Source organism: Bradyrhizobium sp. CCBAU 51745, from assembly GCF_028128715.1.
Taxonomy (GTDB): Bacteria; Pseudomonadota; Alphaproteobacteria; order Rhizobiales; family Xanthobacteraceae; genus Bradyrhizobium; species Bradyrhizobium manausense.
Map to the genome: position 1 here is coordinate 184,491 of NZ_LBJP01000093.1, position 26,410 is coordinate 210,900.

Annotated in this window: 27 protein-coding genes; 19 read left to right on the forward strand and 8 right to left on the reverse strand. The window is 62.9% G+C overall.

All coding sequences use genetic code 11. The features are described 5' to 3' along the window. Positions 1-95 precede the first annotated feature (95 nt). Genes XH98_RS37190 through XH98_RS37210 form a run of 5 tightly spaced genes read right to left on the reverse strand, consistent with a single transcriptional unit; the run spans position 96 to position 5,031 of the window. On the reverse strand, positions 96-947 hold the full coding sequence (locus XH98_RS37190; RefSeq protein ID WP_271621502.1) for an ABC transporter permease: 852 nt from the start codon (positions 945-947) through the stop codon (positions 96-98). Between the two features lies 1 nt (position 948). Then, a complete protein-coding gene (locus XH98_RS37195; protein WP_271621503.1) occupies positions 949-1,797 on the reverse strand; it encodes an ABC transporter ATP-binding protein in 849 nt (282 codons plus the stop codon). Beyond that, positions 1,794-2,840 carry an ABC transporter substrate-binding protein gene (locus XH98_RS37200; protein WP_271621504.1) on the reverse strand — a complete coding sequence of 349 codons (1,047 nt, stop codon included), beginning with the start codon at positions 2,838-2,840 and terminating at the stop codon, positions 1,794-1,796. Before XH98_RS37200 ends, XH98_RS37195 begins: the two co-directional genes overlap by 4 nt. A 38-nt stretch (positions 2,841-2,878) precedes the next feature. Further along, the gene (locus XH98_RS37205; RefSeq protein WP_271621505.1) at positions 2,879-4,099 is read right to left on the reverse strand and encodes a CaiB/BaiF CoA transferase family protein; all 1,221 of its coding nucleotides are present in this window, start codon (positions 4,097-4,099) and stop codon (positions 2,879-2,881) included. Then, positions 4,096-5,031, reverse strand: coding sequence for a hydroxymethylglutaryl-CoA lyase (locus XH98_RS37210; RefSeq protein WP_271621506.1), 936 nt, complete (start codon positions 5,029-5,031; stop codon positions 4,096-4,098). The genes XH98_RS37205 and XH98_RS37210 overlap by 4 nt, the downstream gene beginning before the upstream one ends. 87 nt (positions 5,032-5,118) lie before the next feature. On the opposite strand from XH98_RS37210, the gene XH98_RS37215 reads away from it, so the two are divergent. Continuing rightward, positions 5,119-6,027: a GntR family transcriptional regulator gene (locus XH98_RS37215; RefSeq protein WP_271621507.1), complete on the forward strand. Its 909-nt coding sequence runs from the start codon at positions 5,119-5,121 to the stop codon at positions 6,025-6,027. Between the two features lie 305 nt (positions 6,028-6,332). Here XH98_RS37215 and XH98_RS37220 read toward each other — a convergent pair whose 3' ends face one another. Together XH98_RS37220 and XH98_RS37225 are read right to left on the reverse strand one after the other, a co-directional pair. Then, entirely contained in the window at positions 6,333-6,998 is a 666-nt protein-coding gene (locus XH98_RS37220; protein WP_271621508.1) for an RraA family protein, read from the reverse strand. A gap of 21 nt (positions 6,999-7,019) precedes the next feature. Next, the gene (locus XH98_RS37225) at positions 7,020-8,228 is read right to left on the reverse strand and encodes an aspartate transaminase (protein ID WP_271621509.1); all 1,209 of its coding nucleotides are present in this window, start codon (positions 8,226-8,228) and stop codon (positions 7,020-7,022) included. 142 nt (positions 8,229-8,370) lie between these two features. Here XH98_RS37225 and nac point away from each other — a divergent pair, with 142 nt between their 5' ends. The 12 genes from nac to XH98_RS37285 all read left to right on the forward strand — a co-directional run bounded on the left by nac (position 8,371) and on the right by XH98_RS37285 (position 18,050). Beyond that, positions 8,371-9,309: a nitrogen assimilation transcriptional regulator NAC gene (gene nac / locus XH98_RS37230; protein WP_271600918.1), complete on the forward strand. Its 939-nt coding sequence runs from the start codon at positions 8,371-8,373 to the stop codon at positions 9,307-9,309. A 112-nt stretch (positions 9,310-9,421) separates the two neighbouring features. Beyond that, entirely contained in the window at positions 9,422-9,862 is a 441-nt protein-coding gene (locus XH98_RS37235; RefSeq protein WP_271600919.1) for an acetyl-CoA carboxylase biotin carboxyl carrier protein, read from the forward strand. A 3-nt stretch (positions 9,863-9,865) separates the two neighbouring features. After that, entirely contained in the window at positions 9,866-11,218 is a 1,353-nt protein-coding gene (gene accC, locus XH98_RS37240) for an acetyl-CoA carboxylase biotin carboxylase subunit (protein WP_271621510.1), read from the forward strand. After that, positions 11,215-11,874 carry a 5-oxoprolinase subunit PxpB gene (gene pxpB / locus XH98_RS37245; RefSeq protein ID WP_271600921.1) on the forward strand — a complete coding sequence of 220 codons (660 nt, stop codon included), beginning with the start codon at positions 11,215-11,217 and terminating at the stop codon, positions 11,872-11,874. The genes accC and pxpB overlap by 4 nt, the downstream gene beginning before the upstream one ends. Beyond that, the gene (locus tag XH98_RS37250; RefSeq protein ID WP_271621511.1) at positions 11,871-12,857 is read left to right on the forward strand and encodes a biotin-dependent carboxyltransferase family protein; all 987 of its coding nucleotides are present in this window, start codon (positions 11,871-11,873) and stop codon (positions 12,855-12,857) included. Before pxpB ends, XH98_RS37250 begins: the two co-directional genes overlap by 4 nt. 26 nt (positions 12,858-12,883) lie before the next feature. Next, positions 12,884-13,273, forward strand: a complete 390-nt coding sequence (locus tag XH98_RS37255; protein WP_271621512.1) for a hypothetical protein — start codon at positions 12,884-12,886, stop codon at positions 13,271-13,273. Continuing rightward, positions 13,270-14,064: a LamB/YcsF family protein gene (locus tag XH98_RS37260; RefSeq protein ID WP_271621513.1), complete on the forward strand. Its 795-nt coding sequence runs from the start codon at positions 13,270-13,272 to the stop codon at positions 14,062-14,064. The genes XH98_RS37255 and XH98_RS37260 overlap by 4 nt, the downstream gene beginning before the upstream one ends. Positions 14,065-14,147: 83 nt before the next feature. After that, the gene (locus XH98_RS37265) at positions 14,148-14,915 is read left to right on the forward strand and encodes an SDR family oxidoreductase (protein ID WP_271621514.1); all 768 of its coding nucleotides are present in this window, start codon (positions 14,148-14,150) and stop codon (positions 14,913-14,915) included. Between the two features lie 14 nt (positions 14,916-14,929). After that, positions 14,930-15,631, forward strand: a complete 702-nt coding sequence (locus tag XH98_RS37270) for an amino acid ABC transporter permease (RefSeq protein WP_271600926.1) — start codon at positions 14,930-14,932, stop codon at positions 15,629-15,631. Between the two features lie 2 nt (positions 15,632-15,633). After that, entirely contained in the window at positions 15,634-16,392 is a 759-nt protein-coding gene (locus XH98_RS37275) for an amino acid ABC transporter permease (protein ID WP_442868679.1), read from the forward strand. 38 nt (positions 16,393-16,430) lie between these two features. Continuing rightward, positions 16,431-17,165 carry an amino acid ABC transporter ATP-binding protein gene (locus XH98_RS37280; protein ID WP_220004523.1) on the forward strand — a complete coding sequence of 245 codons (735 nt, stop codon included), beginning with the start codon at positions 16,431-16,433 and terminating at the stop codon, positions 17,163-17,165. A gap of 39 nt (positions 17,166-17,204) precedes the next feature. Next, on the forward strand, positions 17,205-18,050 hold the full coding sequence (locus tag XH98_RS37285) for an ABC transporter substrate-binding protein (RefSeq protein ID WP_271600927.1): 846 nt from the start codon (positions 17,205-17,207) through the stop codon (positions 18,048-18,050). A gap of 147 nt (positions 18,051-18,197) precedes the next feature. On the opposite strand, the gene XH98_RS37290 is transcribed toward XH98_RS37285, so the two are convergent. Further along, positions 18,198-19,010 carry a FadR/GntR family transcriptional regulator gene (locus XH98_RS37290; protein WP_271600928.1) on the reverse strand — a complete coding sequence of 271 codons (813 nt, stop codon included), beginning with the start codon at positions 19,008-19,010 and terminating at the stop codon, positions 18,198-18,200. A 174-nt stretch (positions 19,011-19,184) separates the two neighbouring features. Between XH98_RS37290 and XH98_RS37295 the strand changes: the two genes are divergently transcribed. Genes XH98_RS37295 through XH98_RS37320 form a run of 6 tightly spaced genes read left to right on the forward strand, consistent with a single transcriptional unit; the run spans position 19,185 to position 26,407 of the window. After that, positions 19,185-20,147: a dihydrodipicolinate synthase family protein gene (locus XH98_RS37295; protein WP_271621515.1), complete on the forward strand. Its 963-nt coding sequence runs from the start codon at positions 19,185-19,187 to the stop codon at positions 20,145-20,147. 32 nt (positions 20,148-20,179) lie between these two features. Further along, the gene (locus tag XH98_RS37300) at positions 20,180-21,292 is read left to right on the forward strand and encodes a BMP family ABC transporter substrate-binding protein (protein ID WP_271621516.1); all 1,113 of its coding nucleotides are present in this window, start codon (positions 20,180-20,182) and stop codon (positions 21,290-21,292) included. A 9-nt stretch (positions 21,293-21,301) separates the two neighbouring features. Then, positions 21,302-22,378 (forward strand): ABC transporter permease, encoded by a 1,077-nt coding sequence (locus tag XH98_RS37305; protein ID WP_271621517.1) that lies wholly within the window; start codon positions 21,302-21,304, stop codon positions 22,376-22,378. A gap of 5 nt (positions 22,379-22,383) precedes the next feature. Next, positions 22,384-23,310 carry an ABC transporter permease gene (locus XH98_RS37310; protein ID WP_271600932.1) on the forward strand — a complete coding sequence of 309 codons (927 nt, stop codon included), beginning with the start codon at positions 22,384-22,386 and terminating at the stop codon, positions 23,308-23,310. A 40-nt stretch (positions 23,311-23,350) separates the two neighbouring features. Continuing rightward, positions 23,351-24,865 (forward strand): ABC transporter ATP-binding protein, encoded by a 1,515-nt coding sequence (locus XH98_RS37315; RefSeq protein ID WP_271601051.1) that lies wholly within the window; start codon positions 23,351-23,353, stop codon positions 24,863-24,865. 42 nt (positions 24,866-24,907) lie between these two features. Continuing rightward, on the forward strand, positions 24,908-26,407 hold the full coding sequence (locus XH98_RS37320; protein WP_271600933.1) for a CoA-acylating methylmalonate-semialdehyde dehydrogenase: 1,500 nt from the start codon (positions 24,908-24,910) through the stop codon (positions 26,405-26,407). Positions 26,408-26,410 lie beyond the last annotated feature (3 nt).

Below are 26,410 nucleotides of genomic sequence, written 5' to 3' on the forward strand. Positions count from 1 at the left end.
GATGAGCAGGATTCACCTGTCTTCTGGTGCTCTCAGAAGTGCGAATCTGCAAAGCTTCGCCTGATCACAGTGGTTCGCGAAGCTTCCACGTCGGGCTAAGATGAATGTTCGAATTGCGGTTGCCAGCGCAGCAGATAAGATTGCAAAGCACGGACGGCAACCGCCAGCAGAATACCCACGACCATCATGACGAAGATGGCGACCATCATCTCGCTGGCATTGGCGCGCGCCTCCGCTTCGATGATGAGCTTGCCGAGGCCACGCTCGGCACCGATGAACTCGCCGACGATGACGCCGATCAGCGCGAACGAGACCGCCGGCAGCAGCGAGGCGAATACCCAGGCGAGCGCCGAGGGAATCACGACCGTCCGCAGCACGGTGAATTCGCTGGCGCCGAGCAGGCGGGCGGCCGCGATCTGGTCGCGGTCGACCGCGCGCGTGCCCTCAAAGGTGTTGAAGAACACCACGAAGAACACGACCAGCCAGGCGGTCGCGATCTTGGAGAGATCGCCGAGGCCGAAGATCAGGATGACGAGCGGCACCAGCGCGATGCGCGGGATCGAGTTGAGCGCGACGATATAGGGCCCGAACACGCGGGCGAGGAAATCCGAGCGGCCGAGGATTAGGCCGGCCGCAATTCCGCTCGCCGATCCGAACAAAAATCCCCACCAGGTGTTCTTCAGCGTCACGAGCGTGGCGAGCCAAAGATTATTGTCGTTGCCCTTGATGCAGGCGGCAAAGCCACTCGCATCGGAGAAGCAGCCGAGGCGCAGGAAGCTCTGCCAAATCAGCGACGGCTTGGCGACGAAATAGGGATCGAGGATTTTCGGCACATAGGCTTTCGGCAGCAGCGCCTTGCTCCAGTCGAAGCCCCATTGCCAGATGACGAGCAGGCTCGCGAGGATGGCGAGTTGCCAGAACAGGATGACGGCGCGGCTTTTGGGCATGTCAGTCGGCCCTGGTGCGGCGGAATTCTTCGCCGAGCGAATGCCAGATGTGGGAATAGAGGCGGCCGAATTCGGCGGTCTCGCGCAACGAAACGGGATCGCGCGGACGCGGCAGGGCGATCTCGAAGTCTTCCTTAAGCCGTCCGGGGCGCGCCGAGAGCAGGATGATGCGGCTCGCCAGGGTGATGGCCTCGCCGAGATCATGCGTCACGAACAGCACGGTCTGCCGCTCCCGCTCCCAGATCTCCAGCAGCGTCTTGTGCATCTCGAGCTTGGTGTGGGTGTCGAGCGCGCCGAACGGCTCATCCATCAGGAGGATCTCGGGCTCCAGGATCAGGGTGCGCATCAGGGCGACACGCTGGCGCATGCCGCCGGAGAGCATGCGGGGGAAGCTCTGCGCAAAGCCGGAGAGCCCTGCCTTGTCGACGGCCGCGGCGACGCGGTCCGTGCGCGCGGCCTTGGCGACGCCGGCGATTTCGAGGCCATAGCCGATGTTCTGTTCCACCGTGCGCCAGGGGAACAGCGTGTCACGCTGGAAGACGTAGCCGACCTTGCGGTTGATCCTACCGGTTTCGACAGTGTCATCGTCGATCAGGATGCGTCCGCCCGAGCGCGGCAACAGGCCGGCGACCATGTTGAGGATAGTGCTCTTGCCGCAGCCGGACGGGCCGAGCAGTGCGACGAATTCGCCTTGGCTGACCTCGAAGGAGACGTCGTCGACCGCGACGAACTCGCGGCCGGCCGAGGTGAAGCGCTTGGCGAGACCTTGCACGGCAATGCGTGTGCGGGCCGCATCCGCGTCCTTGTCCTCTCGCGTGAGCGCGAGGCTCGGGCCTTGAGCGGCCATCATTTGGTTTTCGCCTGCGCTGTCGCAAGGAAGCTCATGTTGACGACATCCTCATATCTGGTTTCGGGAATGTCCGTACCCTTGCGATACCAGGGTTTGGCGCCGCGTTCGAAAGACACCTTGTCGATGTGTCCGTCGTAGGCCCAGGTCGATGTGTCGAAGCCGAGCTCGGCGCTGACCGCGTCCGGATCGATGCCGGAGAAGTATTTCGGCGTGACCAGCGCCTGCACCTCGGCGAGCGGCGTTGCCTTGACATAGGCCATGGCGCGAGAGATCGCGTTGACATAGGCCTGCACCATCGCTTTGTCCTGGTCGATCGTGTCCTGCAGCGTGTAGATCACGAGCACGGGCAGGGTGCCGCCGAAGTCCTTTTCGAACACACCAGGCTTGGACGTGTCGTAGATCGTCTTGCCAAACCCCGTCTTCTCGACTTCGACCATCCAGCTCGGCGGCGCCATGATGGCATCGAACTGCTTGGTCTGGAGCGAGGGGAACATTGTGTTGGGGCCGCCGCCGGCCACCCAGTTCACCTTGTCGCCGAGCCCGCGCGCCTCGAACACATAGGTGCCGAACACCCAGGTGCCCGAGCCGATGGCGGTGGCGGCAACGATCGGCTTGGCGCCCTCGGCGCGCTTGTAGGCAGCGAGCTTCTCGACGGTGGTAATGCCGCTGTCATAGAGGTCCTGCCGGACCATGATGTTGGCGTAGGAACACACCATCTCGGTCGCGAGCAGGATCTTGCAGGGCTTGCCGCGCGCGCTGAGCTGCAGCGGATGGCTGGCGTCGCCATGCGCGAACAGCGCCTGTCCGGCCGCCAGCGTCTGGCGGCCGAACGTGCCGGCATTGCCGGTGATAAGCTTTGAATCGAGCCCTTCGTCTTTGAAGTAACCCTTTAGCTCCGCGATCATGCCGATGGCATAGACTGGCGAGACCGGCCCGAAGGCGAGCGAGACCTGCTTGCCTTCGGCTCGCACTTGCCTCGGCAGCAGCGATGCGCCGGCCCATGCGGAGCCTGCAATCAGCGCCGCGCGCCTGGTGATGGTCATGTGCTCCTCCCTTTATTCTCGTTTCATTGCACCATCCGTCACGATGGCGTCGGCGCAATCTTGATTGTTCCGGCTTGCCGCAGCGCCTCGATGTCATTCGCGGAGAGGCCGGCCTCGCCGAGGATCTCGCGCGTGTGCTCGCCGATCCCGGGCGGATCGTAGCGATTAGGCAGGCGCTGCCCGTCCATGGAGATCGGCAGCAGCGGCGTCTTGGCCTCGCGCCCGTCGGGCAAGTGAATGTTGGTCATGCCGCCCGACTGATTGAGATGAGGATCGTCGAAGAGATCGCCCGGCTTGTTTACGGGCGCATAGGGCAGGTCCAGCTGCTCCAGCCGTGCGGCGAGCGCGGCCTTGTCCCACTCCTTGAAGATCTTTGCGATCTCGGGGATCAGCCAGGCGCGATGATCGACGCGGCCGTTGGCTGTCGCAAGGCGCGGATCGGCGAGCCAGGCTTCGCGCTCGAAGGCGCGGCAGAACGCCTCCCATTGCTCCTCGCCGACGATAGTGACGAACAGTTTCGAGCCGTCCTTGGTGTCGAAGAGATCATAGACCGGCCACGGGCTGTCCTTGATCGAATAGGGGATCGACGGCTGGCCGCTGACCACCTCGCACATCATCGCCTGCGCCATCAGGAACACGTTGTTCTCGTAGAGCGCGCTCTGGATGTAGCGGCCGCGACCGGTGCGCTGCCGCTCCGAAAGCGCAGCCTGGATCGCGATCACGCCAAACATGCCACCCATGACGTCGTTGACCGAGGCGCCGGCGCGCATTGGACGGTCGGGCAGGCCGGTCATGTAGGCGAGCCCGCCCATCATCTGCACGACCTCGTCGAGCGCGAGACGGTTCTCGTAGGGGCCGGGCAGGTAGCCCTTCAGCGAGCAGTAGATCAGGCGTGGCGCGAAGGTTGAGACGCTGTCGTAGTCGAGCCCGATCCGTTTCAACAGGCCGGGGCGGAAATTCTCGATCAGCACATCGCTCGTCTCGATCAGCCGCCGCGCGATCTTCTGGCCTTCCGCGGTCGATGTATCCAGCGCAATGCTGCGCTTGTTGCGGCTGTAGGTAGCGAAGAAGCCGGCGGCCGGTCCCTTGAAGGTGCGGGTGCGGTCGCCCTTGGGAGGCTCGACCTTGATGACGTCTGCGCCGAGGTCGGCGAGGATCAGCCCGCAGCTCGGGCCCATCACCATCTGGCTGAATTCGATGACGCGAATGCCGGCCAGCGGCCGCAGCTCGGAGCCGCTCTCTCGCACGGCCGCGGTCATGCCGCCCTCCGCAGCACCTTGGGAATGCCAGCTTCATGCAGATGTCCCGTGAGATGCTTCGCCTGAATATGGCGGGCGAGAATCTCGCGCGTCTGCATCAGGCGGTCGAGATCGATGCCGGTGGACAGGCCCATGCGCTCCAGCATGAACACCAGATCCTCGGTGACGATGTTGCCGCGTGCGCCTGGCGCGAACGGGCAGCCGCCGAGGCCAGACACCGCAGCATCGAACCGGCGGATGCCGGCTTCGAGACCGGCGACGGCGTTGGCGAGGCCGGCGCCTAGCGTGTCGTGCAGATGCAGCCGCAGCGTCATCTGCGAGCCGACCTCGCGCCGGACGGCGTTCACGATCTTCCCGATCAGCTTCGGCGTGGCATAGCCGACGGTGTCGGCGAGCCCGATCTCGTCGGCCCGGGCCTCCGCGAAGGCTCGCGCGACCCGGCATACGGCAGCTTCGCTGACCTCACCCTCCAGCGAGCAGCCGAAGGAGGTGGAGATCGCGCCCATCAGTTGCGGCCGCTGACCCACAGGGCGGGCATCGATCGCGGCGCGCACCGAGCGGAAGCCTTCGATCTGCTCGTCGATCGTTCGGCGCACATTGGCGCGGTTGTGGGTCTCGCTGGCGGAGATGACGAAATAGATGGCGTTGACATTCGCCGCGATGGCGCGCTCGGCGCCCCTGGCGTTCGGCACCAGCGCGCCAATGGTCGCGGTATTCTGGGTGAGCGCGTGCGCCATCACCGCATCGACATCGGAGAATTGCGGCACGACCTTCGGCGGCACGAAGGAGCCGGCATCGATCTCGTGCAAGCCGGCAGCGGCGATCGTATCGATCAGCGCGCATTTGGCTTCCGTCGGAACGAAGACGTCCAGGTTCTGCAAGCCGTCGCGCGGGGCAACCTCGCAGATGTGGACGTCGGGCGCGCATGCCATTGGGCTCTCCCTGCTCGATTGTATATTATTGCATTAAAGAACAATCCGTGAGACGATCTGTCAAGCCTGAAAACTGTGTGCACTGCAATGACGGCCACCCAAGGCTATCGACGTTCCCAAGGCAAAGCCGGGCCCGAGCGCGCCGAGCATCTCGCCGGCCTAATCATGGCGCTCGCCCGGCGCGACGGCATGAAGGCCGGCGATCGCTTGATCGAGCAGAGGCTGGCGGACGCGCTCGACCTCTCGCGCGCCCCGATCCGGCTCGGGCTGAAGGCGCTGGAAGCCGCGGGCCTTGCCCGAGGCGAGCCACATCGCGGCTTCGTGCTGGCTAAGAATCCGACCAGCGGCGCGGCCCAGCCGGCGCTTGCGGCGGTCAGGCGTGGCGAACAGGTCTATGCGAGCATTGCAGGCGACGTTCTGGCGAGCCGGCTTTCGGCCGATGTCACCGAGGCGGAGTTGATGCGCCGTTATGATCTGAGCCGGGCCGAGCTGCAGCGATTGCTCGATCGCATCGCGGCCGAGGGCTGGATCGCGCGCCTGCCGGGCTATGGCTGGCGCTTCGCGGAGACGGTGTCGAGCCCCGCCGCGCAGGCGCAGGCCATGGCGTTCCGCGTCGTGATCGAGCCGGCCGCGATGGCGCAGCCTGATTACACGCTATCGCAGGAGGTGATCGCACGGCTGCGGGAGCGGCAGCAGCGCGTCCTCGACGGTGAATTCGAGAAGATGACCATCGGCGAGATCTATCAATCCGGCTGCGATTTCCACGAGGAGATCATCCGCGGCGCTGGCAATCCGTTCTTCGTCGAGGCGCTGAAACGTGTGAACTCGATCCGCCGCCTGTTCGCCTATCGCAGCTTCGCCGACCGCGACGGCATGCGTCGCCACGTGCGCGAGCATCTGCGCCTGCTCGATCGGTTGGAAGCGCGGCACTATGCGGAAGCGGCCGAGCTGATGGCAAGGCACCTGCAGCGCCCGCTGGTCGAGGGCTTATCTTGACGATTGAGGAGGATGATCATCAGACACGCCTAAACATTCGACTCTAAGCTTGAGGTGCTGTCGGCGAGAACTCCGGCTGGGGGAGGGCGCCGAAAATTCGCCTGCCGCGACAACGGAAGAGATGCCGAACGGGATATTGTCCGATCAGCTGCGCGCGAGGCTCGAAGGGCGTTCACGGGTTGACACTCTAAACTGGGGTTACTGAATCGAAGCTTCTCTTGGGGCAGAAGCGGTGGGTCGTAGACTTGGATAGTGGGGGCGAGCAAATCGGAGTGTCGCACGACGAAAATGCCATCCTTTTCCGTTCAGTTCGCGCAACGAGCCTCAAGCGCATCGACGAAGGCCCGATCCCAACGGCCCTCACGGATTGCGTGGATCGTACCCTGTTCCTTTTGCTCCTGGGCCAGTGCTTTCTCGATGACTGTTGCAGCCAGGGACGGTGCGAATGCGAGGAGGCCGTCCTGATCCCCTACGATGATGTCGCCAGCGTTCACGGGCATACCGCCGACGGTGATCGGGACGTTGATCGCTCCGGGACCATCTTTATAGGGGCCACGATGCGTCACGCCGCGCGCGTACACGGGAAAAGTGCGCTGGCGGATTTCCGCAACGTCGCGAATGGCGCCGTCGAGCACCATGCCGGCAAGCCCGAGCGAGGCGGCGGCGAGGGTCATGATGCCGCCGACGAGCGCGTTCGAGATGTCGCCGCCGGCATCGACAACCATCACGTCGCCGGGACGACAGAAGTCGTAGGCGCGCAGGATGGCGAGGTTGTCGCCGCCCCGCGTCTTCACCGTCACCGCGGTGCCCACCATCGGCGCCGGCGCGTGATAGGGGACTAGCCCGGTGCTGCCGCAATTGCGGTGCAGCTGATCGCTGAGGAGGGCGACCGCGATGGTCCGCAGTTTTGCGATCACCGCGGGATCGACTTGCGGAGCCGAGGGGTTCTTTGTGATGCCGGCGTTTGACATGGGATGCTTTCGATAGGGGTGTTAGCGGAGCTCGGAAACAGCGAGAGCGATGCGGTTGGTCCCATCGTCGAGCACATCGAGCGACGCTGCGATCGAGATGCGGAAGTACGGCGACAAGCCATAGGCGCTGCCTTGAACCACCGCGACGCCAACGCTTTCGAGCAGGTACATCGCGACATCGCCGTCGGTTTCGAGGCGCGTACCCGCCGGTGTGCGTCGGCCGATCAGGCCAGCACAGTTGACGTAGAGATAGAACGCGCCGTCGGGCGGCAGGCAGCTCAGGCCCTCGATCTGGTTGATGCGCATCAGGGTGCGGTCGCGGCGGTTACGATAGATCGCGACGCTCTCGGAAACGAAGCTCTGATCGCCATTGAGCGCTTCGACGGCAGCGGCCTGGCTGATCGAGCAGGCGTTGCCGGCGGCCTGCGACAGCAGCGTGTTCAGCGCACCAATCAAATCGGACGGCCCGGCGATCCAGCCGATCCGCCAACCGGTCATCGCGTAGGTCTTCGACACGCCGTTGACCGCAAGCACCCGGTCCGCCAGCTCGGGTGCAGCGTTCAGCAAATGTGGCGTCGCGCAGCCGTCGAAGCGAATGTGTTCGTAGATGTCATCGGTCATGACCAGCACATGGGGATGCCGTAAGAGCACTTCGGCCAGCTCGCGATATTCTGCCGCCGAATAGCTTGCGCCTGTGGGATTCGACGGCGAGTTGATGATCAGCCATCGTGTCTTGCCCGTGATCGCTGCTTCGAGCTGCGCCGGCGAGATCTTGAAGCCTTGGCTTTCCGGACACACCACAATCTTCGGAACGCCGTCGCAGGCGATCACCATATCGGGGTACGATACCCAGTACGGCGCCGGGATGATCACCTCGTCGCCGGTCTCGATCGTCGCCTCCAGCGCGCTATAGATGCCGCTCTTGCAACCGTTGGTGACGATGATATCGGAAGGTGAGTAGACGAGATTGTTCTCGCGCTTCAGTTTCGCGGCAATCGCTTGGCGGAGATCAACAGAGCCGGCCAACATCGTGTAGCGGGTTGCGCCCTTGTCCATTGCCTTTGAGGCCGCGGCGCGAATGTTCGCAGGCGTATCGAAATCCGGCTCGCCAACGACGAGGCTGACGATGTTCTTGCCCTCCCGCTTCAGCGTCGTTGCCCGATCGGCCGCTGCCGAGCTGGGCGAAGGCTTGATGCGCCTCACGCGGGCGGAGATACGAGGATGGTTCATAGTGATTGACCCTGGCTAAGCGAGGTGCGACGCTAGAGACAGAGCCGGGCGCTGGCCAACACGAGTTCAATCTGGCCTGATAGGCATATCTTATGGATACTCTTCTCGTGGTCTGGAGCAGCAGCTAGTCTGAGGAGACGGCATGAATCTCAGGCGACTGCAGTATTTCGTGAAGATTGTCGACGTCGGCAGCCTGACGCAAGCTGCCGATGTTCTGCATGTGGCGCAGCCGGCGCTCAGTCAGCAGCTCGCGACCCTGGAAGGCGAGGTGCGTCAGCAGCTTCTGGTGCGCACCAAAAGCGGCGTAGTGCCGACCGAGGCCGGCAAGGTGCTGTATCGCCACGCCCAGCTCATTCTCCGGCAATGCGACCAGGCGCGCGCCGACATGAATGCGGCCGCCAAAAACATCTCTGGCGCCGTGGCCGTGGGATTGGCGCCGGGCACTGCCGCGGCGGGACTGGCCTTGCCGCTGCTGCGCGCGGTGCGGGCGCGGCACCCTGGCATTCTGCTCTATTTGAACGAGACCTATGGCACCACGCTTTCCGAGCTCGTCATGAATGGCCGCATGGACTTGGCGGTACTCTACGGCGGCAAGACCGCCGTCCACGGCCTGGCGTTCCAGCCGTTGCTGCGCGAGCCGCTCTACCTTGTCGGCCGCGGCAGCATGGTGGCGCCACCGGCCGAAGTGCCGCTCGCGATGCTGGTCGACACGGAACTCTACCTCGCGCGCCCCTACAATGTCGTCCGCAAGATGGTGAACGACGCTTTCGCGGCCATCGGCAAGGTACCGAAGGTCGTGGCGGAGATCGAATCCGCCAGCACTCTGACCGCCGTGATCGCCGACGGGCTTGGGGCGACCATCCTACCCGAATCGATGGCGCGGCAGGTCGCTTCGTCCTGTGATGCCTGGCAATCGTGCATCATCGATCCGGTGATCGAGGCGCCGCTGGCGTTGTGCCAATCCGATCATTTGCCGCTCTCCGAACCTGCACAGGCGATCAAGGAAATCCTGCTGGAGCTTGTGGCCGGTCTGCCGGGGAACCTCGTTGCGCATGACGAGCGGTCTCAAAAGGCGTCATAGCGCTCTCTTATAGGGGCAAAGCCAATCCGTCTTGGTCGGCAGGAATCGATAGGGTTAGCGTCGAGGCCGGCGTTGCCTGTGCAGGGCCACGATCCCGTATGGGTGGCGGAACATGGATTTGGACCGGATCAAGACCCTGATCGATGCGATGGCTGTGTCAGATCTGAACGAGATGGAGTTCAGAGAAGACGGCTGGTCGCTCAGACTGGTCCGACGGGTGCAGCCGGACGATATGGCTCAGGTATCGGTCAAGACGGCCCAATCCATGCCGGCCAAGCAGTTGCCAATTCCCGCCGAACCCGAAGCGGCGCCGAAGCGAGAGGCGAAGATCGCTGCGCCCTTGTTCGGAATTGTGCATCTGCAACCGGCGCCGGATGCGCCCGTCTTCGTTTCAGTCGGCCAGACCGTGAAGGCCGGTACGCCACTCTGTGTCATAGAGGCGATGAAGATGTTCCACGAGGTTCGCGCCGAACGGGACGGCACAGTGTCGGCGATTTTGGTTGCTTCCGGTCAGGAAGTCGAAGCCGGCCAAGAACTGATAAGGTTCGCGTGACCCATGTTTGGATCGGTTCTCATAGCCAACCGGGGAGAGATTGCCTTACGCATCCAGCGGACGTGCCGGCGTCTCGGGCTGCGAACGATCGTGGTCCATTCAGAGGCCGATCGGGAGGCGCTCTATGTGCGCCATGCCGACCAGGCACTATGTATCGGGCCCGCCACGGCAGCTCAGAGCTATCTCAACCAGAAGGCGATCTTGTTTGCGGCCGAGATCAGCGGCGCCGAGGCGGTCCATCCCGGCTATGGATTTTTGTCCGAGAATGCCGGCTTTGCCGAGCAAGTTGAGGCTGCCGGCCTGACGTTTATCGGTCCGACCGCCGCGAGCATGCGCGTCATGGGTGACAAGATCGCCGCCAAGCGCGCCATGAGAGCGGCAGGCGTTCCGTGCGTCCCCGGTCCCGATGCAGCCCTGACTGAGGATATCGATGTCGTGCGCGCGGCGGCGCGGGAGATCGGCTATCCCGTCATCCTGAAGGCTGCGGGTGGCGGAGGCGGTCGCGGCATGCGGGTGGTGGAGACTGAGGACGGCTTGCGCGACGCGCTGCTCCTGACCCGGGAAGAGGCGCGGCGGGCGTTCGGCAACGGCGAAATCTATGTCGAGAAATTCTTAGGCTCCCCGCGCCATGTCGAGATCCAGGTGATCGCCGATACCCAGGGTGACGCGGTCTGGCTTGGCAGCCGTGATTGCTCGCTACAGCGGCGACATCAGAAGGTGATTGAGGAGGCGCCAGCCCCCCTGATCCCGGATGCGTTAGTCCGTGAAATCGGCGAGCGCTGTGCGAAGGCTTGCCGGCAGATCGGTTATCGCGGCGTCGGCACTTTCGAGTTTCTGGTCGAAGATGACGCGTTCTACTTCATCGAGATGAATACCCGCCTCCAGGTAGAGCATCCCGTGACGGAGATGACCACCGGGATCGATCTTGTGGAGGCTCAGATCCGTGTGGCGCAGGGTGAAAGGCTGCCGTTCAGGCAGGGCGACATCGCCTGTCACGGTCACGCCTTCGAGTGCCGCATCAATGCCGAAGACCCGGACAACTTCGTGCCTTCACCCGGCGTGATTGATACCTGGCAGATGCCGGGCGGACCCGGCGTGCGCATCGACAGTCACGCGAGTGCCGGCTACCGCGTGTCGTCGTACTACGACTCCCTGCTCGGCAAACTTATCGTTCACGGCGCGACGCGCGACGAGGCGTTGTCGCGGTTGCGGGTGGCGCTCGGCGAGGCTCGGATCGACGGCATTGCAACGAACCTGCCGCTGCATCGGCGCCTCGTCGACGATCCCGATTTTATCAGCGGTGGTGTTAATATCCACCATCTCGAGACGAAGCTTCGCCGGAGTGGGCAGCCATGACGACGGATCGACCACGTACAAGCCTACTCGGGACGACGGCCCTGCTGTTCGAGGCGCCCGGCGAGACCACGCTCGAAACGCAGCGGCGGATCTGGGCCATGGCGCACGAAGCTGCCGGATTTCCTGACGTGCGCGAGGCTGTGCCAGGCATGAACAACCTCATGCTGGTCTTTGTCGAGCCGCCACGGCGGCCGGAGGAGATTGAACAAAGGCTTATCGAACGCTGGAACGTCGTCGCGCCGCTTCCCGTCTCCGGGCGCTGCATCGATCTTCCCGTCGCCTATGGTGGCGAAGCCGGACCGCATATGGCCGATGTCATCGAACACACCGGCATGAGTGTCGATGAGATCGTCGAACGTCACAGCGCGCCAATCTACACGGTGTTCGCGCTCGGAAGTCACCCCGGCTACTGTTACCTCGGCGGCATGGACGAGTGCATCGCAACGCCGCGTCGCAAGGTGCCGGTGCTGAAGATTCCGCGTGGAGCCGTGTCAATCGGCGGCAGCCAGACCGGCGTGTCTGCTTCCGACGGACCCAGCGGATGGAATACGATCGGCAGTACAGAGGTGGCATTCTTCGATGTGAAGCGCAGCCCGTCCGCGCTACTTCAGCCGGGCGATAGCATCCGCTTCAGGGTTGCCCGGGTGCTGCGATGATCAAGATTTTGTCAGCAGGTGCGCTTGCGACGGTCCAGGATCTCGGCCGCACCGGTGGACTCAATCTCGGCGTCGGGACATCGGGCGCCATGGATCCGCTCGCACTTGCCGGAGGCAACATCCTGCTGCGCAACGAAGAGAATGCGGCGGCCATTGAGGTCCCGGTTTTTCCATTCAAGGTTCGTTTCGAGCGCTCAACTGTTTTTGCCGTCACCGGGGCCGATTGTGCAGGACGGCTTGATGAGGCGCCGGTGTTGCCGTGGTGGGCGCATCGCGCCGAAGCGGGGCAGGTGCTGTCGCTTTCGCATCCTCAGCAGACCACATGGCGGGCGACCCGCGCCTATCTTTGCGTTGCCGATGGCATTGACGTGCCGGCCGTACTCGGCTCGCGCAGCACGCAGTTGAGAGGCTCGTTTGGTGGCCACGAGGGGCGGCCGCTCCGCGATGGCGACGAACTGCCGACCGGCCGCTCGAATGGCCGGGCCGCTCCCGGCTTCGGTTTGGTCCCGCCCGGACTGGCGCTGCCACTTGAGGCGGACGGCGTGCCCGCTGTCCGCGTGTTACCGGCCGCCGAGTACGACTGCTTCACCAATTCATCGCAGGATGCATTGTGGTCGACGGCCTGGAAAATCACCGCGCAGAGCGACCGCTATGGCTACAGGCTTGCCGGCCGTGAGCTCAACCCGCTGCGTCCGCTGGAATTACGCTCGCATGGCATCGTGCCCGGCGTCATTCAGGTGCCCCATGGCGGCCAGCCCATCATCCAGATGCGCGATGCGCAGCCCTCCGGCGGCTATCCCAAAATCGGCACGGTCATCGAGGCAGATCTCTGGCGTCTCGGCCAGGCTCCAATCGGGAGCAACATTCGCTTCATCCGCTGTAGCTGGGATGAAGCGCTGGGCGCCTCGGCGGATATCCGCCGCTGGCTCGCAAACGCGCGTCGTCTCGTTGAGCTTCACTGCGGCGAGGGGGGCGGCCGATGAGCAATCCTCTCGATCACGTCGACCAGGTGAGCGCCTGGCTCAAGGACGCCAATCTCGCGCTGCTCGAGCTGCGCGGTCCGAATGCCACGTTGCGCCTGGTGAACGATGCCGCATCGGTGCGCGTCGTTGAAGGCGAGGAATCGTCGTCCCTCGACGCGCCGCCGCTGACCGTCCGCGCGCGATCACCGGGCATCTTTCTCGATCGCCACCCGCTTCACGAGCGTGCAATCGCTTTGGTGGCCGTCGATGTCCGGGCCGGCGACCCCATCGGCTTCCTTCAAATCGGTTCTCTGCTTTTGGCAGTGCCTGCGCCCCGGGCCGGAACGCTGACCGATGTGCTGGTCGCGCACGGCGCGATCGTTGGCTACGGCACGCCGCTATTCGCACTGCAGCCGATCGAAGGTGATGCATCATGAAGGTCGATCTCAACGCCGATATGGGCGAAGGTTTTGGTCCGTGGCCCATGGGCAATGACGAGGCGCTGCTCGACCTCGTGTCTTCGGCCAACGTCGCGTGCGGCTTTCATGCCGGCGATCCGCTGATCATGCAGCGCACGGCGGAGCGCGCCAGGGCGCGCGGCGTCGACCTTGGTGCTCATGTCGGCTTTCCGGACCGTCAGGGATTTGGCCGGCGCGTGATGCAGATCGATACCACCGAGCTTGCCGCCATGGTCACCTACCAGCTAGGCGCGCTCGATGGCATCGCGCGGACCGTCGGGCATCGCGTCACGCATATGAGCTTTCATGGGGCGCTGGGCAACATGGCGGCTGCCGACCTCGATCTTGCCCGGCCATTGGTCCGGGCGGTTGCCGCCTTCGATCCCCATCTTCTGATCGTTTCCTCGAGCAGCCGCGCCATCGCGGGGGCGGCGGCGCAGTGCGGGATCAGGGTCGCCACGACGTTCCTGGCGGACCGGGCCTATGATGACGAAGGCCTGTTGGTGTCTCGGGCGAAGCCCGGTGCGGTCATTCACGATGCCCGGGCGGTCGGCGAGCGGGTCGAGCGTCTGCTGCGGGATGGAGTGGTCATTGCCGCCAGCGGAAAGGAGCTTGCGATGCCGGTCAAGTCGATCCTGCTGCATGGGGATACCCAGGGCGCCGTCGAACTGGCCCGGGGGATTCGGGCCTCGATCGAGGCCGCCGGCGGGGAGATCGTGCCGGTCTCCCGGCTTGTGGCGGGCTCCGCCACAGCAGGTAGGCAATCATAAGGGGACCTTATCCCACCACAGTTAATCCGTCTTGGCGAGGAAGTCGCGCGATCGTTTAGCGTGTTGAGAAGGTGAGAAACCAGATGCCATTCTCCGATTACAAGACTGCTCTCGTCACCGGCGCCTCGTCAGGAATCGGCCTGGCGGTCGTCGAGCGCCTGACGCGTGAGGGCTTGAAGGTTCATGCGCTCGCACGGAGCGCGGATGCGCTGAGAGCTTTGGCTGATCGCACCGGCTGCATCCCCCACGCCATCGATGTCAGAGACATTGCAGCTATCACCAAGCTTGCTGAGGGGATCGAAGTCGACGTGCTGGTCAACAGCGCGGGCGTCGATCGGCCGAAGAAATTTCTCCAGGCGGATGCGGAGGATATCGATCTCCTGGTCGACGTCAACCTGCGCGCGATCCTGCATCTCTGCCGCCTACTCGTGCCGGGCATGGCTCAGCGCGATCGCGGCCACGTGGTGAACATTACCTCGATTGCCGGCACTTACAACTTCGCTGGCAATTCGAGCTATCACGCGACCAAGGCGGCCGTTAGCATGCTGACCAGTCAGCTCAGGGTCGATTGCTTCGGCAAGCGCGTGCGTGTCACCGAGATCTGCCCGGGCCGGGTTGCAACCGATATCTTCGCCCATGTCCACGGCGACAGCGCCGAAACACGCGCGAACTTCATCGACGGCTTTGAACTGCCCGAGGCAAAGGACATCGCCGACGCGATCGCGTTTGCGATCGCAGCTCCGGTGGCGGTGAACGTGGGTTACATCGAAATCACCCCGACCCTGCAGGTGCCGGGTGGCTTGTCGACCACGCGCTCCGAGGGCTCCTCAAAACCCTTTCTCCCGACCTAGATGAGGGGCGCGCGATGAAGGGTTTCGACCTCATGGCCGTCCTGCTCAATCCGGAGTTCAGCCGGATGCTGGTCCATGGGGTGAAGATGACCTTCATCATCTTCATTGGCTCATGGCTGCTCGCGATGGGTCTTGGAATGATTCTTCTTGCGGTCCGGATGCTGCCGAGCCGGATCGCCAGCGGTTTTGTCGCGATCTACGTCTCCTACCACCGCAACGTGCCGACGCTCGTGCAGCTCATGCTCTGGTATTTCGGCATTTCGAGCCTGCTGCCGGACTCCGTTCAGATGTGGCTCGGCGATCACAACGGCGAAGCAGTGTTCGCGGTCGTTGCTCTGGGGCTGTGCCAGGCTGCCTATTTCAGCGAAGATCAGCGCTCCGGTCTGCGTGCCGTGCCGCGTGGGCAGTGGGAAGCGGCCCGTGCGCTGGGGCATAGCTACGTCGGGGCCATGGCCTACATCCTGCTGCCACAGGCCGTTCGCAACGCGATGCCGGCGCTGGTGAACCATACGGTCTCGCTGTTCAAGAACTCCAGCCTTGCGATGGCGATCGGCGTCGCCGAGTTGACCCACGCCGTGAAGGAGGTCGAGAACCAGAGTTTTCGTCCGTTCGAGACTTACCTGATTGCCACGATCGTCTACCTCGTCTGCTCGCTGCTGCTGATGTGGCTTGGTCACTATCTCGAGCAGCGCAGCCGCATGGTCGGAGCGGTCTGATCATGTCGCTGCCCCTGAGCATGATCGAGATCGTCAGGGACAACTGGCTGTTGCTGCTCGTCGGCCAGTATCCGAACGGCCCGCTAGGCGGCATCGCGGCCACCCTCATCCTCTCCGTCCTCGGCATTGCCTTGGCCTTTCCGCTGAGCGTCGCGATGGCGCTGGCCAGCCTGTCGCCGTGGCGCGCATTGCGCTGGCCGGTCATGGCTCTGGTCTACATCACGCGCGGCGTGCCGCTGCTGCTGATCATCCTGTGGGTCTATTTCGTGCTGCCGCTCTTGATCGGGCATAGCGTCCCGGCGTTCGCGACTATGCTGGTCACGCTGGTCGGCTATGAAGCCGCATTCCTGAGCGAGATCGTGCGTGCCGGCATTCAGGCGCTGCCACAAGGTCAGATGGACGCCGCGCGCGCGCTCGGACATAGCCGTCTGGGCGCGATGCGCTACGTGATTTTGCCGCAGGCGCTGTTCAACATGATCCCGAGCATCCTCAGCCAGTTCGTCTCGACCATCAAGGAGACCACGCTCGGTTACATCATCAACGTCCCGGAGCTCACCTTTGCAGCCGGCCAGATCAACAACCGCTTGCTGACCAAGCCGTTCGAAGTCTACTTCATCCTCGCCATCAGCTATTTCATCGTTTGCTGGACCTTGACGCAGGCCATCTACATGGTCGAGCGGCGGATTACCGCGCGCCGAACTACAAGTGTGGCCGCCGCGTCCACACTGCCCGCCACATCCGCAAGCGTATCAGGGGCATGACCATGACGCATGAAAATCCATCCCCACATGCCGCTCCCATGATCCAGTTCGTCGCTGTCCACAAATTCTTTGGAGCGTTGGCCGCGCTGACGGATGTCAATGCCGAGGTCAAGAAAGGCGAGGTGGTGGTGGTCTGCGGGCCGTCCGGTTCGGGTAAGTCGACGCTCATCCGCACCGTCAACAGGCTTGAGGATATCCAGTCCGGCTCGGTGCTGTTCGAGGGCAAGGACGTCCACGCCAAGCTGCGTGGCTCGGCGCTGAACCACCTCCGGAGTCGCATCGGCTTCGTCTTCCAGAGCTTCAACCTGTTTCCGCACCTGAGCGCGCTCGACAACGTCATGTTATCGCCAATGAAGGTGAACGGCGTCAAGCGCAGTGATGCGCGCGAAACCGCACTTCGCCTGCTGGACCGCGTCGGGCTTTCGGCCAAGGCGCAGAACTATCCGGCCCAGCTCTCCGGTGGACAACAGCAGCGGGTCGCGATCGCTCGCGCGCTCGCCATGGAGCCGCCGGCTATGCTGTTCGATGAGCCGACCAGCGCGCTCGATCCGGAGATGGTGGGCGAGGTGCTCTCGGTCATGCGCAGGCTCGCGCGTGATGGAATGACCATGATGTGCGTAACCCACGAGATGAATTTCGCGCGCGATGTCGCCGACCGCGTCTGGTTCATGGATGCCGGAAGGGTGCTCGAGACGGGAGCTCCGGGCGACTTCTTCCGCTCACCACAACATCCACGCGCGCAGCGCTTTCTGTCGGATTTACACAGCCGGTGACCGCGCTGACTTCATGTCCCAACTTTGAGGAGAATGCGAATGTCCTTCAAGAACCGTTCAATCAGCCTGGTGGCCGCGATCACAGGCCTTGCCGGGATCGCGTCGGCGGCGTGCGCCGACCAGCTCTCGGAGATTACCCAGCGCAAGGAGCTGCGTTGCGGAACCTTCGCAGACGTGCCGCCGTTTGCGGCCCCGGATGCCAAGACGCGCGAGATGGTCGGCTTTGACGTCGACCTCTGCAAGGCCATCGCCCAACGCTGGGGCGTTGTCGCCAAGGTCACTCCGCTCTCGGTTGAGGCGCGCGTGCCCGAGGTCAAGCTCGGTCACGTCGACATCACGGTGGCAAACCTCGCCTACACGCTGGGCCGCGCCGAGCAGATCCAGTTTTCCGATCCGTATTATATTGCCAAAGAAATGCTGGCAGTGAAGGCGAGCGACCCCGGGACCGCCAAAGCCGACTTCAAAGGTAAGCGGCTGGCGTCGACTAAAGGCTCGACCTCGGAACTCGCGATCAAGATGAATGAATCCGAGCCGTTGACTTTCGTCGATACTGGTTCGGCCTTCATGGCAGTTCAACAAAACAAGGCGGTCGGAATGGTTGCAAATACCATGACTATCACCAAGCTGGTGAACCAGTCCAAGGAGGCCGGGCAGCCGCTAAAGATGATCGAGGAGCCCATGGTCCTGCAGCCGATCGGCGTTGGCATGAAGAAGGACGAGCCGGCGCTGCTCGCAAAGATCAACGAGACCCTACTCGCGATGGACCAGGCCGGCGAGATCAACCAACTCTGGGATAAGTGGCTCGGTCCGAGCACCGAGTTCAAGATGACGCGCACCGACAAGGTCGCGCCGCTCAGCCAGCTGAAGTTCACGCCGCTTCCATGATTTGTGAACTGGCGCCATCCAGTCGATTTGAGCAAGCTTCATCTTGAGTTAGGCTTTGGCAGTCTGCTCTTGTGCCGGGCGTAACTCCGCCGACAAAGTTGTCCACCGAAGGAGCTAATTGATTGGCCCCTGCAAGTAGAACGTCCATCACGACAGCGGTCGCGGGCGGGGAGCCATTTCCGAATCGAGGATCAGTCGACCGTCGAGTCGGCCATCCAATCGCTTCACGTATTCTGAAGCTTCCTCCATGTGCGCTTTCATGAGCGCGCGCACGCGCTCGCTGTCGCGCGCGCGGGCGGCCTTGGCGATCTCCGTGTGAATCTTGACGTTGGCGCATCCGAATTTCGTGTGCTCTTCAGGAGGCGTCTGGGTGCTGAAGACAACGAGCCGACGAAGCATCTCGTTGATTAGCTCGCATGCAAAGCGGAGGAAGGGATTGGGGTTTGCAGCAGCGAGGATGTCGTGAAAGTCGAGATCCGCCTGGCGTTGACGAACCAGAAGAGACGGCTCCTGGGAGGTAGGCTGGCACGTCTGAATGTTTTGCTCCAGCGCGTCGAGCTGCTCGTTCGACAGAAATGGCACCGAGCCGGCAGCTAATTCCGGCTCCAGCAAGCGTCGCGCCGCATAGATGTCCTCCATACTGACCTCTTTGAAGAAGAGGTAGTTCTGCAAAAGCTGAAAGGTACGTTCGAGCGGGACCTCCCTGATCATCGCCCCGCCGCTCGGGCCCGTGCTGATCGTTATCAGTCCCTGCACCTCGAGGGATTTAAGCGCCTCGCGGATCGTACTCTTGCTGACCGAAAACAGCCGCTGAAGCTCCTTCTCCATGGGAAGCTTGTCGCCCGGACGAAGGTTCTTCTGGGTGATCAGCTGCTTGATCTCTTCGGTAACGAGATCAGCCCGCTTTTGAATTTTTAGCCGCCCCCCCGGCCGCGGCAATTTTTCCAGTTCGACCGTCATCCCGAATTCTCCAAAGCGACCAATAGGATCCAGGGCCGGCTGCGGGCGAACTGGCGTAGGGGCCAGGCAAAGAACCGACTCATGGATTGACACTTCTCCCATAATAGGCATATTCATGCAAATCCGGTTTATCATGATAAATAGAATAGACCGGCCGGATGAAAGGGAGCGAGCATGACGACCGAGCGGAACATCCCGGAAATCTGGGCGGCAAGTCACACGCCCTTCGATGCGTCCGGTGCCATCGACGAGGCCGGAGTCCGGCGGAACGTCCGCCACTACATCATGACCGGGTTGGCAGGGGTCTTCTGCAATGGGCTGATCGGCGAAGTCTGGTCGCTCACGCTGCAGGAGAGAAAGCGTGTCATCGAGGTCATTGCGGACGAGGCGGGGGGGCGCCTTGGGATTTCCGTGGTGATCTCGGGTCCCTCGGTGGAGGAAACCATCGATCTCGGCGAGCATGCGCGTCGGCTTGGCGTCAGCCACGCCGTGCTCATGGTCCCAACGTCCGGGCCGCGATCCGCTGCGCAGCAGTTCGCCTATCTGCACCACATCTGTGTCCGCTTGGAGATGCCGATCGTCATCTTCAACGCACGCACCGCCGCGGGCAGCCCATTGGATCCCGGCGTTTTCACGCAGCTCTGCTCGCTACCAAATCTCAAGCTCCTGAAGACGACAGGCAATGCAGCCGAGAACGCGGTGCTCCGCCAGGCCGCGCGAAACGGCGTGCTGGTGTCAGACCCATTGGAAGAGAACTTCTTCGCCAACATGCAGGCCGAGGGGCAGTCGATCCTCTATGCCGACCCCGAGCCCTACCTCTATCAACGCGGCGAGTTTCGCCCGATTGCGGACTACGTGGCTCTGTTGGCGGCCGGACAGACGGAAGAAGCGGCGCGCATCTGCGCTTCACTCGCGCCGCAACGGATCATCTTCAACAAGTGGATCATGGACCCGCTGAAGCGCGGTCACATGCCGAACGCGGCGGTCAAGCACTGGTGCGATCTGATCGGCCTTGCCGGCGGTGCAGTGCGAGCGCCTGTCACGCCGCTGTCCGCTGCTGAAAGCCGAGCGCTGGAAGCCGATCTCATTGCATGTGGTGCGCCCGGCCTGCTGTCTGCTGCCGAACGAACGTCGTGACTTGCTGATTGCAATCTTTAACGGAGGGGAACATGACTTTGAAGCCTGTTGACCGTCGCTCGGTGCTCCAGATGCTGGCCGCTGCCGGCTCTGCATCATTCGTTCTCAAGAGTACCGTTGCCCGTGCGGAGACGCCGCTCACCGTCGGAGTTCTCTACTCCGGCTCCAAGCAGGATTACGGCTTCAACCAGTCCCACGCGCAGGCCGCCGCGGCCCTGAAGAAACTGCCGGGCATCAAGGTGATCGAGGAGGAGCGTGTCCCGGAAACGATCGCGGCCCAGCGCAGCATGGAAGGCATGATCCGTCAGGACGGCGCTCAACTCATCCTTGCAACCTCGTTTGGCTACTTCAAGCCGCACGTTCTGGAGATGGCAGCGAAGTATCCGGATGTCACATTCGCTCACACCGGAGGCGTGTGGACGGCGGGCATGCCCGAGAACATCGGCACTTTCTACGCCTACATCTTCGAGGCGCAGTACATTTCGGGAATCATCGCCGGCCATATGACGAAGAGCAAGAAGCTCGGCCTCGTCGCTGCAAAGCCGACGCCCAATCTCCTGCGCAGCATCAACGCGTTTGCGATCGGCGCGCGTTCGGTCGATCCAGCGATTCAGGTGCAGGTCATCTTCACAGGCGACTGGGTTCTTCCAGTCCGCGAAGCGGAGGCGACGAACACGCTGGTCGACCAGGGGGCCGACGTCATCGCGGCCCAGGTCGACAGCCCGAAAGTCGTGATCGAGACGGCGGAGAAGCGCGGCGTCATGTCGTGCGGCTACCACTCGAGTCAGGCGGATGTCGCTCCCAACGGCTATCTCACGGGGGCCGAGTGGAACTGGATCACGCCCTATCTTGTCTACGCCGGCAGCGTGCGTGACGGCAAGAAGCCCGAACACTATCTCCGTGCCGGGCTTGCCGATCATTTCGTCAAGAACAGCCCGTTCGGGAAACTCGTTACCCCTGAGGCGCGCGCGGCGTCCGAGACGGCGCGGGCAGACCTCATCGGCGGCACGCGCGTGATCTACAGCGGTCCGCTCAAGGACAACAAGGGTAATGTCGTGATCCCAGCCGGCGTCATGCAGAGTAGCAACGACCGCGCGCTCGATGGCATCAATTATCTCGTCGAAGGCATCATTGGCCAAGTCTAGGAGGCGCCCTTGTCTTCGATCTCGGGAATCGAATCCGTGCCTTCGAGGCCGCTGGTAACCGCAGCTCAACTGAGTGTGGCCTTGCCTGTCCTGGCGGTGCTGCTCGCCTCCGCCATCTTCGCGGCGTTCGTGGCCTTGTACGGACAGAACTCCGCCACGGTGTTCGGTCTGATCGTCCAGGGCGGCTTCGGTAGCAGCTTCGCCTGGCAGGATACCTTGTCACGGGCTGCTCCTTTGGTTCTCGTGGGCCTCGCCGTTGCGATCCCCGCGCAAGCGGGGCTGGTGATTATCGGCGGCGAGGGGGCTTTGGTGCTCGGCGGGCTCGCGGGTGCCGTCGTGACGTTGCCGTTCGCAGGGGCGCCCGCCCTTCCCATGCAACTCCTGATGTTGCTGGCCGGCGCCTTGATCGGAGGGCTCTGGTTCGGTCTGGCGGGTGTGCTCCGTCAATTTCGCGGCGTCAACGAAACGATCTCGAGCCTGCTGCTGTCCTATATCGGAATCGCCGTCTTCCACCACCTGACCGAAGGTATGTTGCGCGATCCGGCAAGTCTCGACAAGCCGTCGACCCATCCTATTGATCCCTCCTACATGCTGCCGACGCTGCCAGGCGTGGGCGTCCACGCCGGCCTAGCCGTCAGTCTCTTGCTGGCGATCGCCGCACATGTCGTGCTCCGTTACACCCGCTGGGGGTTTACGCTGCGAGTGGTTGGCGGAAGTGCGCGGGTCGCGAGGATGATTGGCCTTGCGGTGAATCGCTGGATCATCGGTGCCTCGGTCGTGGCAGGCGGCATTGCGGGCATTGCCGGCGCGATCGAGGTGGCGGCAGTGCAGGGGACGGCCAACTCCTCGCTCATCGTTGGCTATGGCTATAGCGGTATCCTCGTCGCGTTCCTGGCGCGACACCAACCGCTTGCGATTGTCGCTGTCGCGCTGTTGATCGGCGGCATGCAGGCAAGCGCCAGCCTGTTGCAACGACGTCTCGGACTTCCGGATGCGACGATGCTGGTGTTTCAGGGTCTGATCTTCGTTTGCGTCCTCGTCGCGGATGCAATCGCGCAACAACTGCGAGAAACGACGCGGAGGTAAAGGCAATGGACGGTACATCCAACGGCTGGCTTGCACTGCCGCTCGCGATCTTGGGTGGGGCGATCCGTGTGTCGACACCCTTCATATTCGTGAGCATCGGTGAGCTGATCACCGAAAAATCCGGCCGTATCAATCTAGGCCTCGAAGGGACGCTAATGCTCGGTGCCGTGGCGGGATACGCTATCTCCTACTTCTCCGGCTCGCCCTGGCTCGGCGTGCTTTCCGCCGGGCTCGCCGGAATGGCCTTCGGCCTGCTGCACGGGCTGCTGTGCAGTGTGAAGCGCGTCAATGACACAGCGATCGGCATCAGCCTGATCGTGCTGGGTACGGGCCTCGCGTTCTTCCTGGGCAAACCCTTGATCGAGCCCAAGGCGCCGCCGCTTCCCTCGATCGCACTCGGATTCTGGTCGAGCGTGCCGCAGGTGCGAGCGGCGCTGGACGTCAACGCACTGTTCTTCGTCGGAATTGCATTGGCTTTCGCGGTCTACATCTTCCTGAACAGGACGGGCTGGGGGTTGATGCTGCGCACGGTGGGAGATAGCGAAGATGCGGCACGGTCGCTTGGCTTTCCCGTATTGCGGGTGCGCATCATCGCGACCATGGCGGGCGGCTTTCTCGCGGGCATCGGCGGCAGCTTCCTATCGCTTTCGTATCCGGGAAGCTGGAGTGAAGGCTTGTCGAGCGGCCAAGGCATCATGGCCGTCGCGCTTGTCATCTTTGCCCGCTGGCGTTCGATCAATGCCCTCGGCGCATCGCTGCTGTTCGGCGGGGCAGGCGCTCTCGGTCCTGCTCTCCAGGGCATCGGCGTGACCGGCTACTACTACCTGTTCAACGCGGCCCCCTACATTCTGACCCTCGCAATCATGGTTGCGTCGACGTCACGGGCTGCTCCGTTTGCCGATGCCCCGGGCGAGCTCAAACTCCACCGGTGAGAAGCGTCGTGACGAGAATTCATCCTCGGAGGAAAGTCGGATGAGCGTTCCGCGAGTCGAGCTCAAGAACATGACGAAGCGTTTCGGGGCGAACCTCGCTCTGAACAACGTATCGCTGCTGATCCGCTCGGGCAGCGTCCACGCGCTGCTCGGGGAGAACGGCGCTGGGAAGAGCACGTTGGTCAAATGCCTGGTGGGCTTTTACCATCCGGACGAGGGTCACATCCAGGTGAATGGGCGCGAGCACCGGCTGAACTCGCCGAAGGATGCCGATGCGCTCGGCATCGGCATGGTATATCAGCATTTTACTCTCGTGCCGTCGATGACGGTTGCGCAGAATCTCGTCGTCAGCGGTGCGAGATTGCCGGCCTATATCAACTGGCATAGCGAGCTGAAGCGGCTGGCGGAAGTCACCAAGAAGCTTCCGTTTCACGTGCCGCTCGACGTGCGCGTCTCGCAGCTCTCTGCGGGCGAGAAGCAGAAGGCCGAGATCGTCAAGCAGCTCTATCTAGGGCGCAAGCTACTCATCCTGGACGAACCGACATCGGTGCTGACGCCGGCAGAAGCCGATGAAGTGCTCGGCCATGTTCGCAGCCTGACACGGACGGGCGAACTCAGCGCTATCCTGATCAGCCACAAGTTTCACGAAGTGCGCCGATTCGCCGACGACGTGACGGTATTGCGTCGAGGCGCGTCCGTGAGAACGGGCGCTGTCGCCGATTTGACTGATGACGCTCTGGCAGAAGCTATGATCGGAGAGCCCGTCAGCAAGATAGTGCAGCACGCGCCGAAATCACCGCCGACGTCCGATATTATCCTCTCCATCAGCGACCTCTGCGTGAACGGCGACAATGGTCTTCCCGCCGTGAAAGGTCTCTCGCTCGAGGTGCGGGCAGGCGAGATTGCCGGGATTGCCGGGGTATCCGGAAATGGACAGTTGGAGTTGGTCGAGGCTCTGATGGGGCAGCGGGATCGCAGCGGTACGATGACCGTGTCCGGCTCGCCGTTCAACGGTACGCGACAGGAAATCGCCCGCCTCGGCGTCTATGGACTGCCGCAAGAGCCCCTGAAGAACGCCTGCATCGATCGCATGTCGCTGGCCGAGAACCTCGCCCTGCGCAATTTCGATCGGGCGCCGCTCTGCCGAGGTATCGCGATGAACTACGGCGCGCTCGCCAAGCAGGCCGAACGGTTGGTCGCTCAATTTCGTGTCAACGCGCCTGGTCTGACCGCAAGCATGAGCACGCTGTCCGGTGGCAACGTGCAACGAGCCGTACTGGCGCGGGAGCTCACGCAGGACGTTCGATTGTTGGTCGCGTCCAATCCGACGTTCGGTCTCGATTTCGTTGCGTGCGAAGAAACGTACCGTCGGATCCTCGAGGCCCGGAACGGCGGAGCCGCAGTGCTGCTCATCTCGGAGGATCTCGACGAGTTGCTTGGCTTGGTCGACAGGGTCCTCGTCATGAGCGCGGGTCGCATCGTCCATGAAGTGTCAGCCGAGGGCGCCGACAAGCGCTTGATCGGCAAATATATGGCGGGAATGAAAGCGGCCTGACTTGAGGGCGCGGGTCTGATCAGAAACAAGAAGGAGACGTTCGTGGTCACGCAGATCAATCACTTCATCAATGGCAAGCAGGTCTCGGGAGGAACCGAACGTAGTTTTCCGGTCTTCAACCCGGCAACGGGCGCGCAGACGGGCCGTGTCGTGGCTGCCAATGGGGCGGTGGTGGCAGACGCGGTATCTGCTGCGAACAGGGCGGCACAGGGTTGGGCCGACACGACGCCTCTCAGGCGTGCACGCGTCCTCAATCGCTTTCTGCGGATCCTCGAGGATCGCGCGGGTCAGCTTGCCGACGTGATCGTCTCCGAGCACGGCAAGGTTCACTCCGACGCTCTGGGCGAAGTTCAGCGCGGAATGGAGGTGGTCGAGTTTGCCACGGCCGCTCCGCAGCTCCTCAAGGGCGAACTTACGGAGAATGTAGGTACCCGCGTCGACAGCTATTCCACTCGCCAGCCGCTCGGTGTCGTCGCCGGAATCACGCCCTTCAATTTCCCGGTCATGGTTCCGATGTGGATGTTCCCCGTCGCTCTCGCCTGCGGAAATGCGTTCATTCTGAAGCCATCTGAACGCGACCCATCGGCGTCGCTCGTCATGGCTGAGTGGCTGAAGGAAGCCGGTCTGCCGGACGGTGTGTTCAACGTCGTGCAAGGCGACAAGGAAGCTGTCGATGCGCTGCTGCATCACCCGGATATCTCGGCGATCAGCTTCGTGGGCTCCACACCAATCGCGCAGTATATCTATTCGACGGCCGCGAACACCGGGAAGCGCTGCCAGGCCCTTGGCGGCGCCAAGAACCACATGATCGTGATGCCCGATGCCGACATCGATCAGGCGGTCGATGCGTTGATGGGGGCGGCCTACGGCTCCGCGGGCGAACGCTGCATGGCGATCTCGGTTGCCGTGCCGGTCGGCGAGGGCACGGCAGACAAGCTGATTTCCGCGCTCGAACCCAAGGTCCGAGGCCTGAAGGTCGGGCCGGGTACCGACCGTGAAGCGGAGATGGGGCCTCTCGTCACGAAGCAACACCTGGAGAAGGTCCGAAGCTATATCGATGCCGGTGTCGCAGAGGGCGCAAGGTTGCTGGTCGACGGACGCAAGTTCAGGATGCAGGGCTACGAGAATGGTTTCTTCGTGGGCGGAACCCTGTTCGACCATGTCAAACCGAACATGAAGATCTACAAGGAAGAGATCTTCGGACCTGTGCTGTCGGTGGTTCGAGCGCCGGACTACGCGGCAGCCGCGCGACTGATCAATGAACACGAATTCGGCAATGGCACGTCCATCTTCACACGTGATGGCGATGCTGCGCGGGAATTCGCCCATCAAATTAAGGTGGGGATGGTCGGCATCAACGTTCCGATTCCGGTACCGATGGCCTTTCACTCCTTCGGTGGATGGAAAGCATCGATCTTCGGCGACCATCACATGCACGGCCCGGAAGGCGTTCGCTTCAATACCCGAATGAAGACGGTCACCAGCCGCTGGCCAACCGGAATACGAGCCGGTGCCGAATTCGTGATGCCGACGATGTCATGACGG

Excerpts from the sequence above, each read along its gene's own strand:
- XH98_RS37190 (WP_271621502.1), bottom strand. The coding sequence starts at position 947 with ATGCCCAAAAGCCGCGCCGTCATCCTGTTCTGGCAACTCGCCATCCTC.
- XH98_RS37195 (WP_271621503.1), bottom strand. The coding sequence starts at position 1,797 with ATGATGGCCGCTCAAGGCCCGAGCCTCGCGCTCACGCGAGAGGACAAG.
- XH98_RS37200 (WP_271621504.1), bottom strand. The coding sequence starts at position 2,840 with ATGACCATCACCAGGCGCGCGGCGCTGATTGCAGGCTCCGCATGGGCC.
- XH98_RS37205 (WP_271621505.1), bottom strand. The coding sequence starts at position 4,099 with ATGACCGCGGCCGTGCGAGAGAGCGGCTCCGAGCTGCGGCCGCTGGCC.
- XH98_RS37210 (WP_271621506.1), bottom strand. The coding sequence starts at position 5,031 with ATGGCATGCGCGCCCGACGTCCACATCTGCGAGGTTGCCCCGCGCGAC.
- XH98_RS37215 (WP_271621507.1), top strand. The coding sequence starts at position 5,119 with ATGACGGCCACCCAAGGCTATCGACGTTCCCAAGGCAAAGCCGGGCCC.
- XH98_RS37220 (WP_271621508.1), bottom strand. The coding sequence starts at position 6,998 with ATGTCAAACGCCGGCATCACAAAGAACCCCTCGGCTCCGCAAGTCGAT.
- XH98_RS37225 (WP_271621509.1), bottom strand. The coding sequence starts at position 8,228 with ATGAACCATCCTCGTATCTCCGCCCGCGTGAGGCGCATCAAGCCTTCG.
- nac (WP_271600918.1), top strand. The coding sequence starts at position 8,371 with ATGAATCTCAGGCGACTGCAGTATTTCGTGAAGATTGTCGACGTCGGC.
- XH98_RS37235 (WP_271600919.1), top strand. The coding sequence starts at position 9,422 with ATGGATTTGGACCGGATCAAGACCCTGATCGATGCGATGGCTGTGTCA.
- accC (WP_271621510.1), top strand. The coding sequence starts at position 9,866 with ATGTTTGGATCGGTTCTCATAGCCAACCGGGGAGAGATTGCCTTACGC.
- pxpB (WP_271600921.1), top strand. The coding sequence starts at position 11,215 with ATGACGACGGATCGACCACGTACAAGCCTACTCGGGACGACGGCCCTG.
- XH98_RS37250 (WP_271621511.1), top strand. The coding sequence starts at position 11,871 with ATGATCAAGATTTTGTCAGCAGGTGCGCTTGCGACGGTCCAGGATCTC.
- XH98_RS37260 (WP_271621513.1), top strand. The coding sequence starts at position 13,270 with ATGAAGGTCGATCTCAACGCCGATATGGGCGAAGGTTTTGGTCCGTGG.
- XH98_RS37265 (WP_271621514.1), top strand. The coding sequence starts at position 14,148 with ATGCCATTCTCCGATTACAAGACTGCTCTCGTCACCGGCGCCTCGTCA.
- XH98_RS37270 (WP_271600926.1), top strand. The coding sequence starts at position 14,930 with ATGAAGGGTTTCGACCTCATGGCCGTCCTGCTCAATCCGGAGTTCAGC.
- XH98_RS37275 (WP_442868679.1), top strand. The coding sequence starts at position 15,634 with ATGTCGCTGCCCCTGAGCATGATCGAGATCGTCAGGGACAACTGGCTG.
- XH98_RS37280 (WP_220004523.1), top strand. The coding sequence starts at position 16,431 with ATGATCCAGTTCGTCGCTGTCCACAAATTCTTTGGAGCGTTGGCCGCG.
- XH98_RS37285 (WP_271600927.1), top strand. The coding sequence starts at position 17,205 with ATGTCCTTCAAGAACCGTTCAATCAGCCTGGTGGCCGCGATCACAGGC.
- XH98_RS37290 (WP_271600928.1), bottom strand. The coding sequence starts at position 19,010 with ATGACGGTCGAACTGGAAAAATTGCCGCGGCCGGGGGGGCGGCTAAAA.
- XH98_RS37295 (WP_271621515.1), top strand. The coding sequence starts at position 19,185 with ATGACGACCGAGCGGAACATCCCGGAAATCTGGGCGGCAAGTCACACG.
- XH98_RS37300 (WP_271621516.1), top strand. The coding sequence starts at position 20,180 with ATGACTTTGAAGCCTGTTGACCGTCGCTCGGTGCTCCAGATGCTGGCC.
- XH98_RS37310 (WP_271600932.1), top strand. The coding sequence starts at position 22,384 with ATGGACGGTACATCCAACGGCTGGCTTGCACTGCCGCTCGCGATCTTG.
- XH98_RS37315 (WP_271601051.1), top strand. The coding sequence starts at position 23,351 with ATGAGCGTTCCGCGAGTCGAGCTCAAGAACATGACGAAGCGTTTCGGG.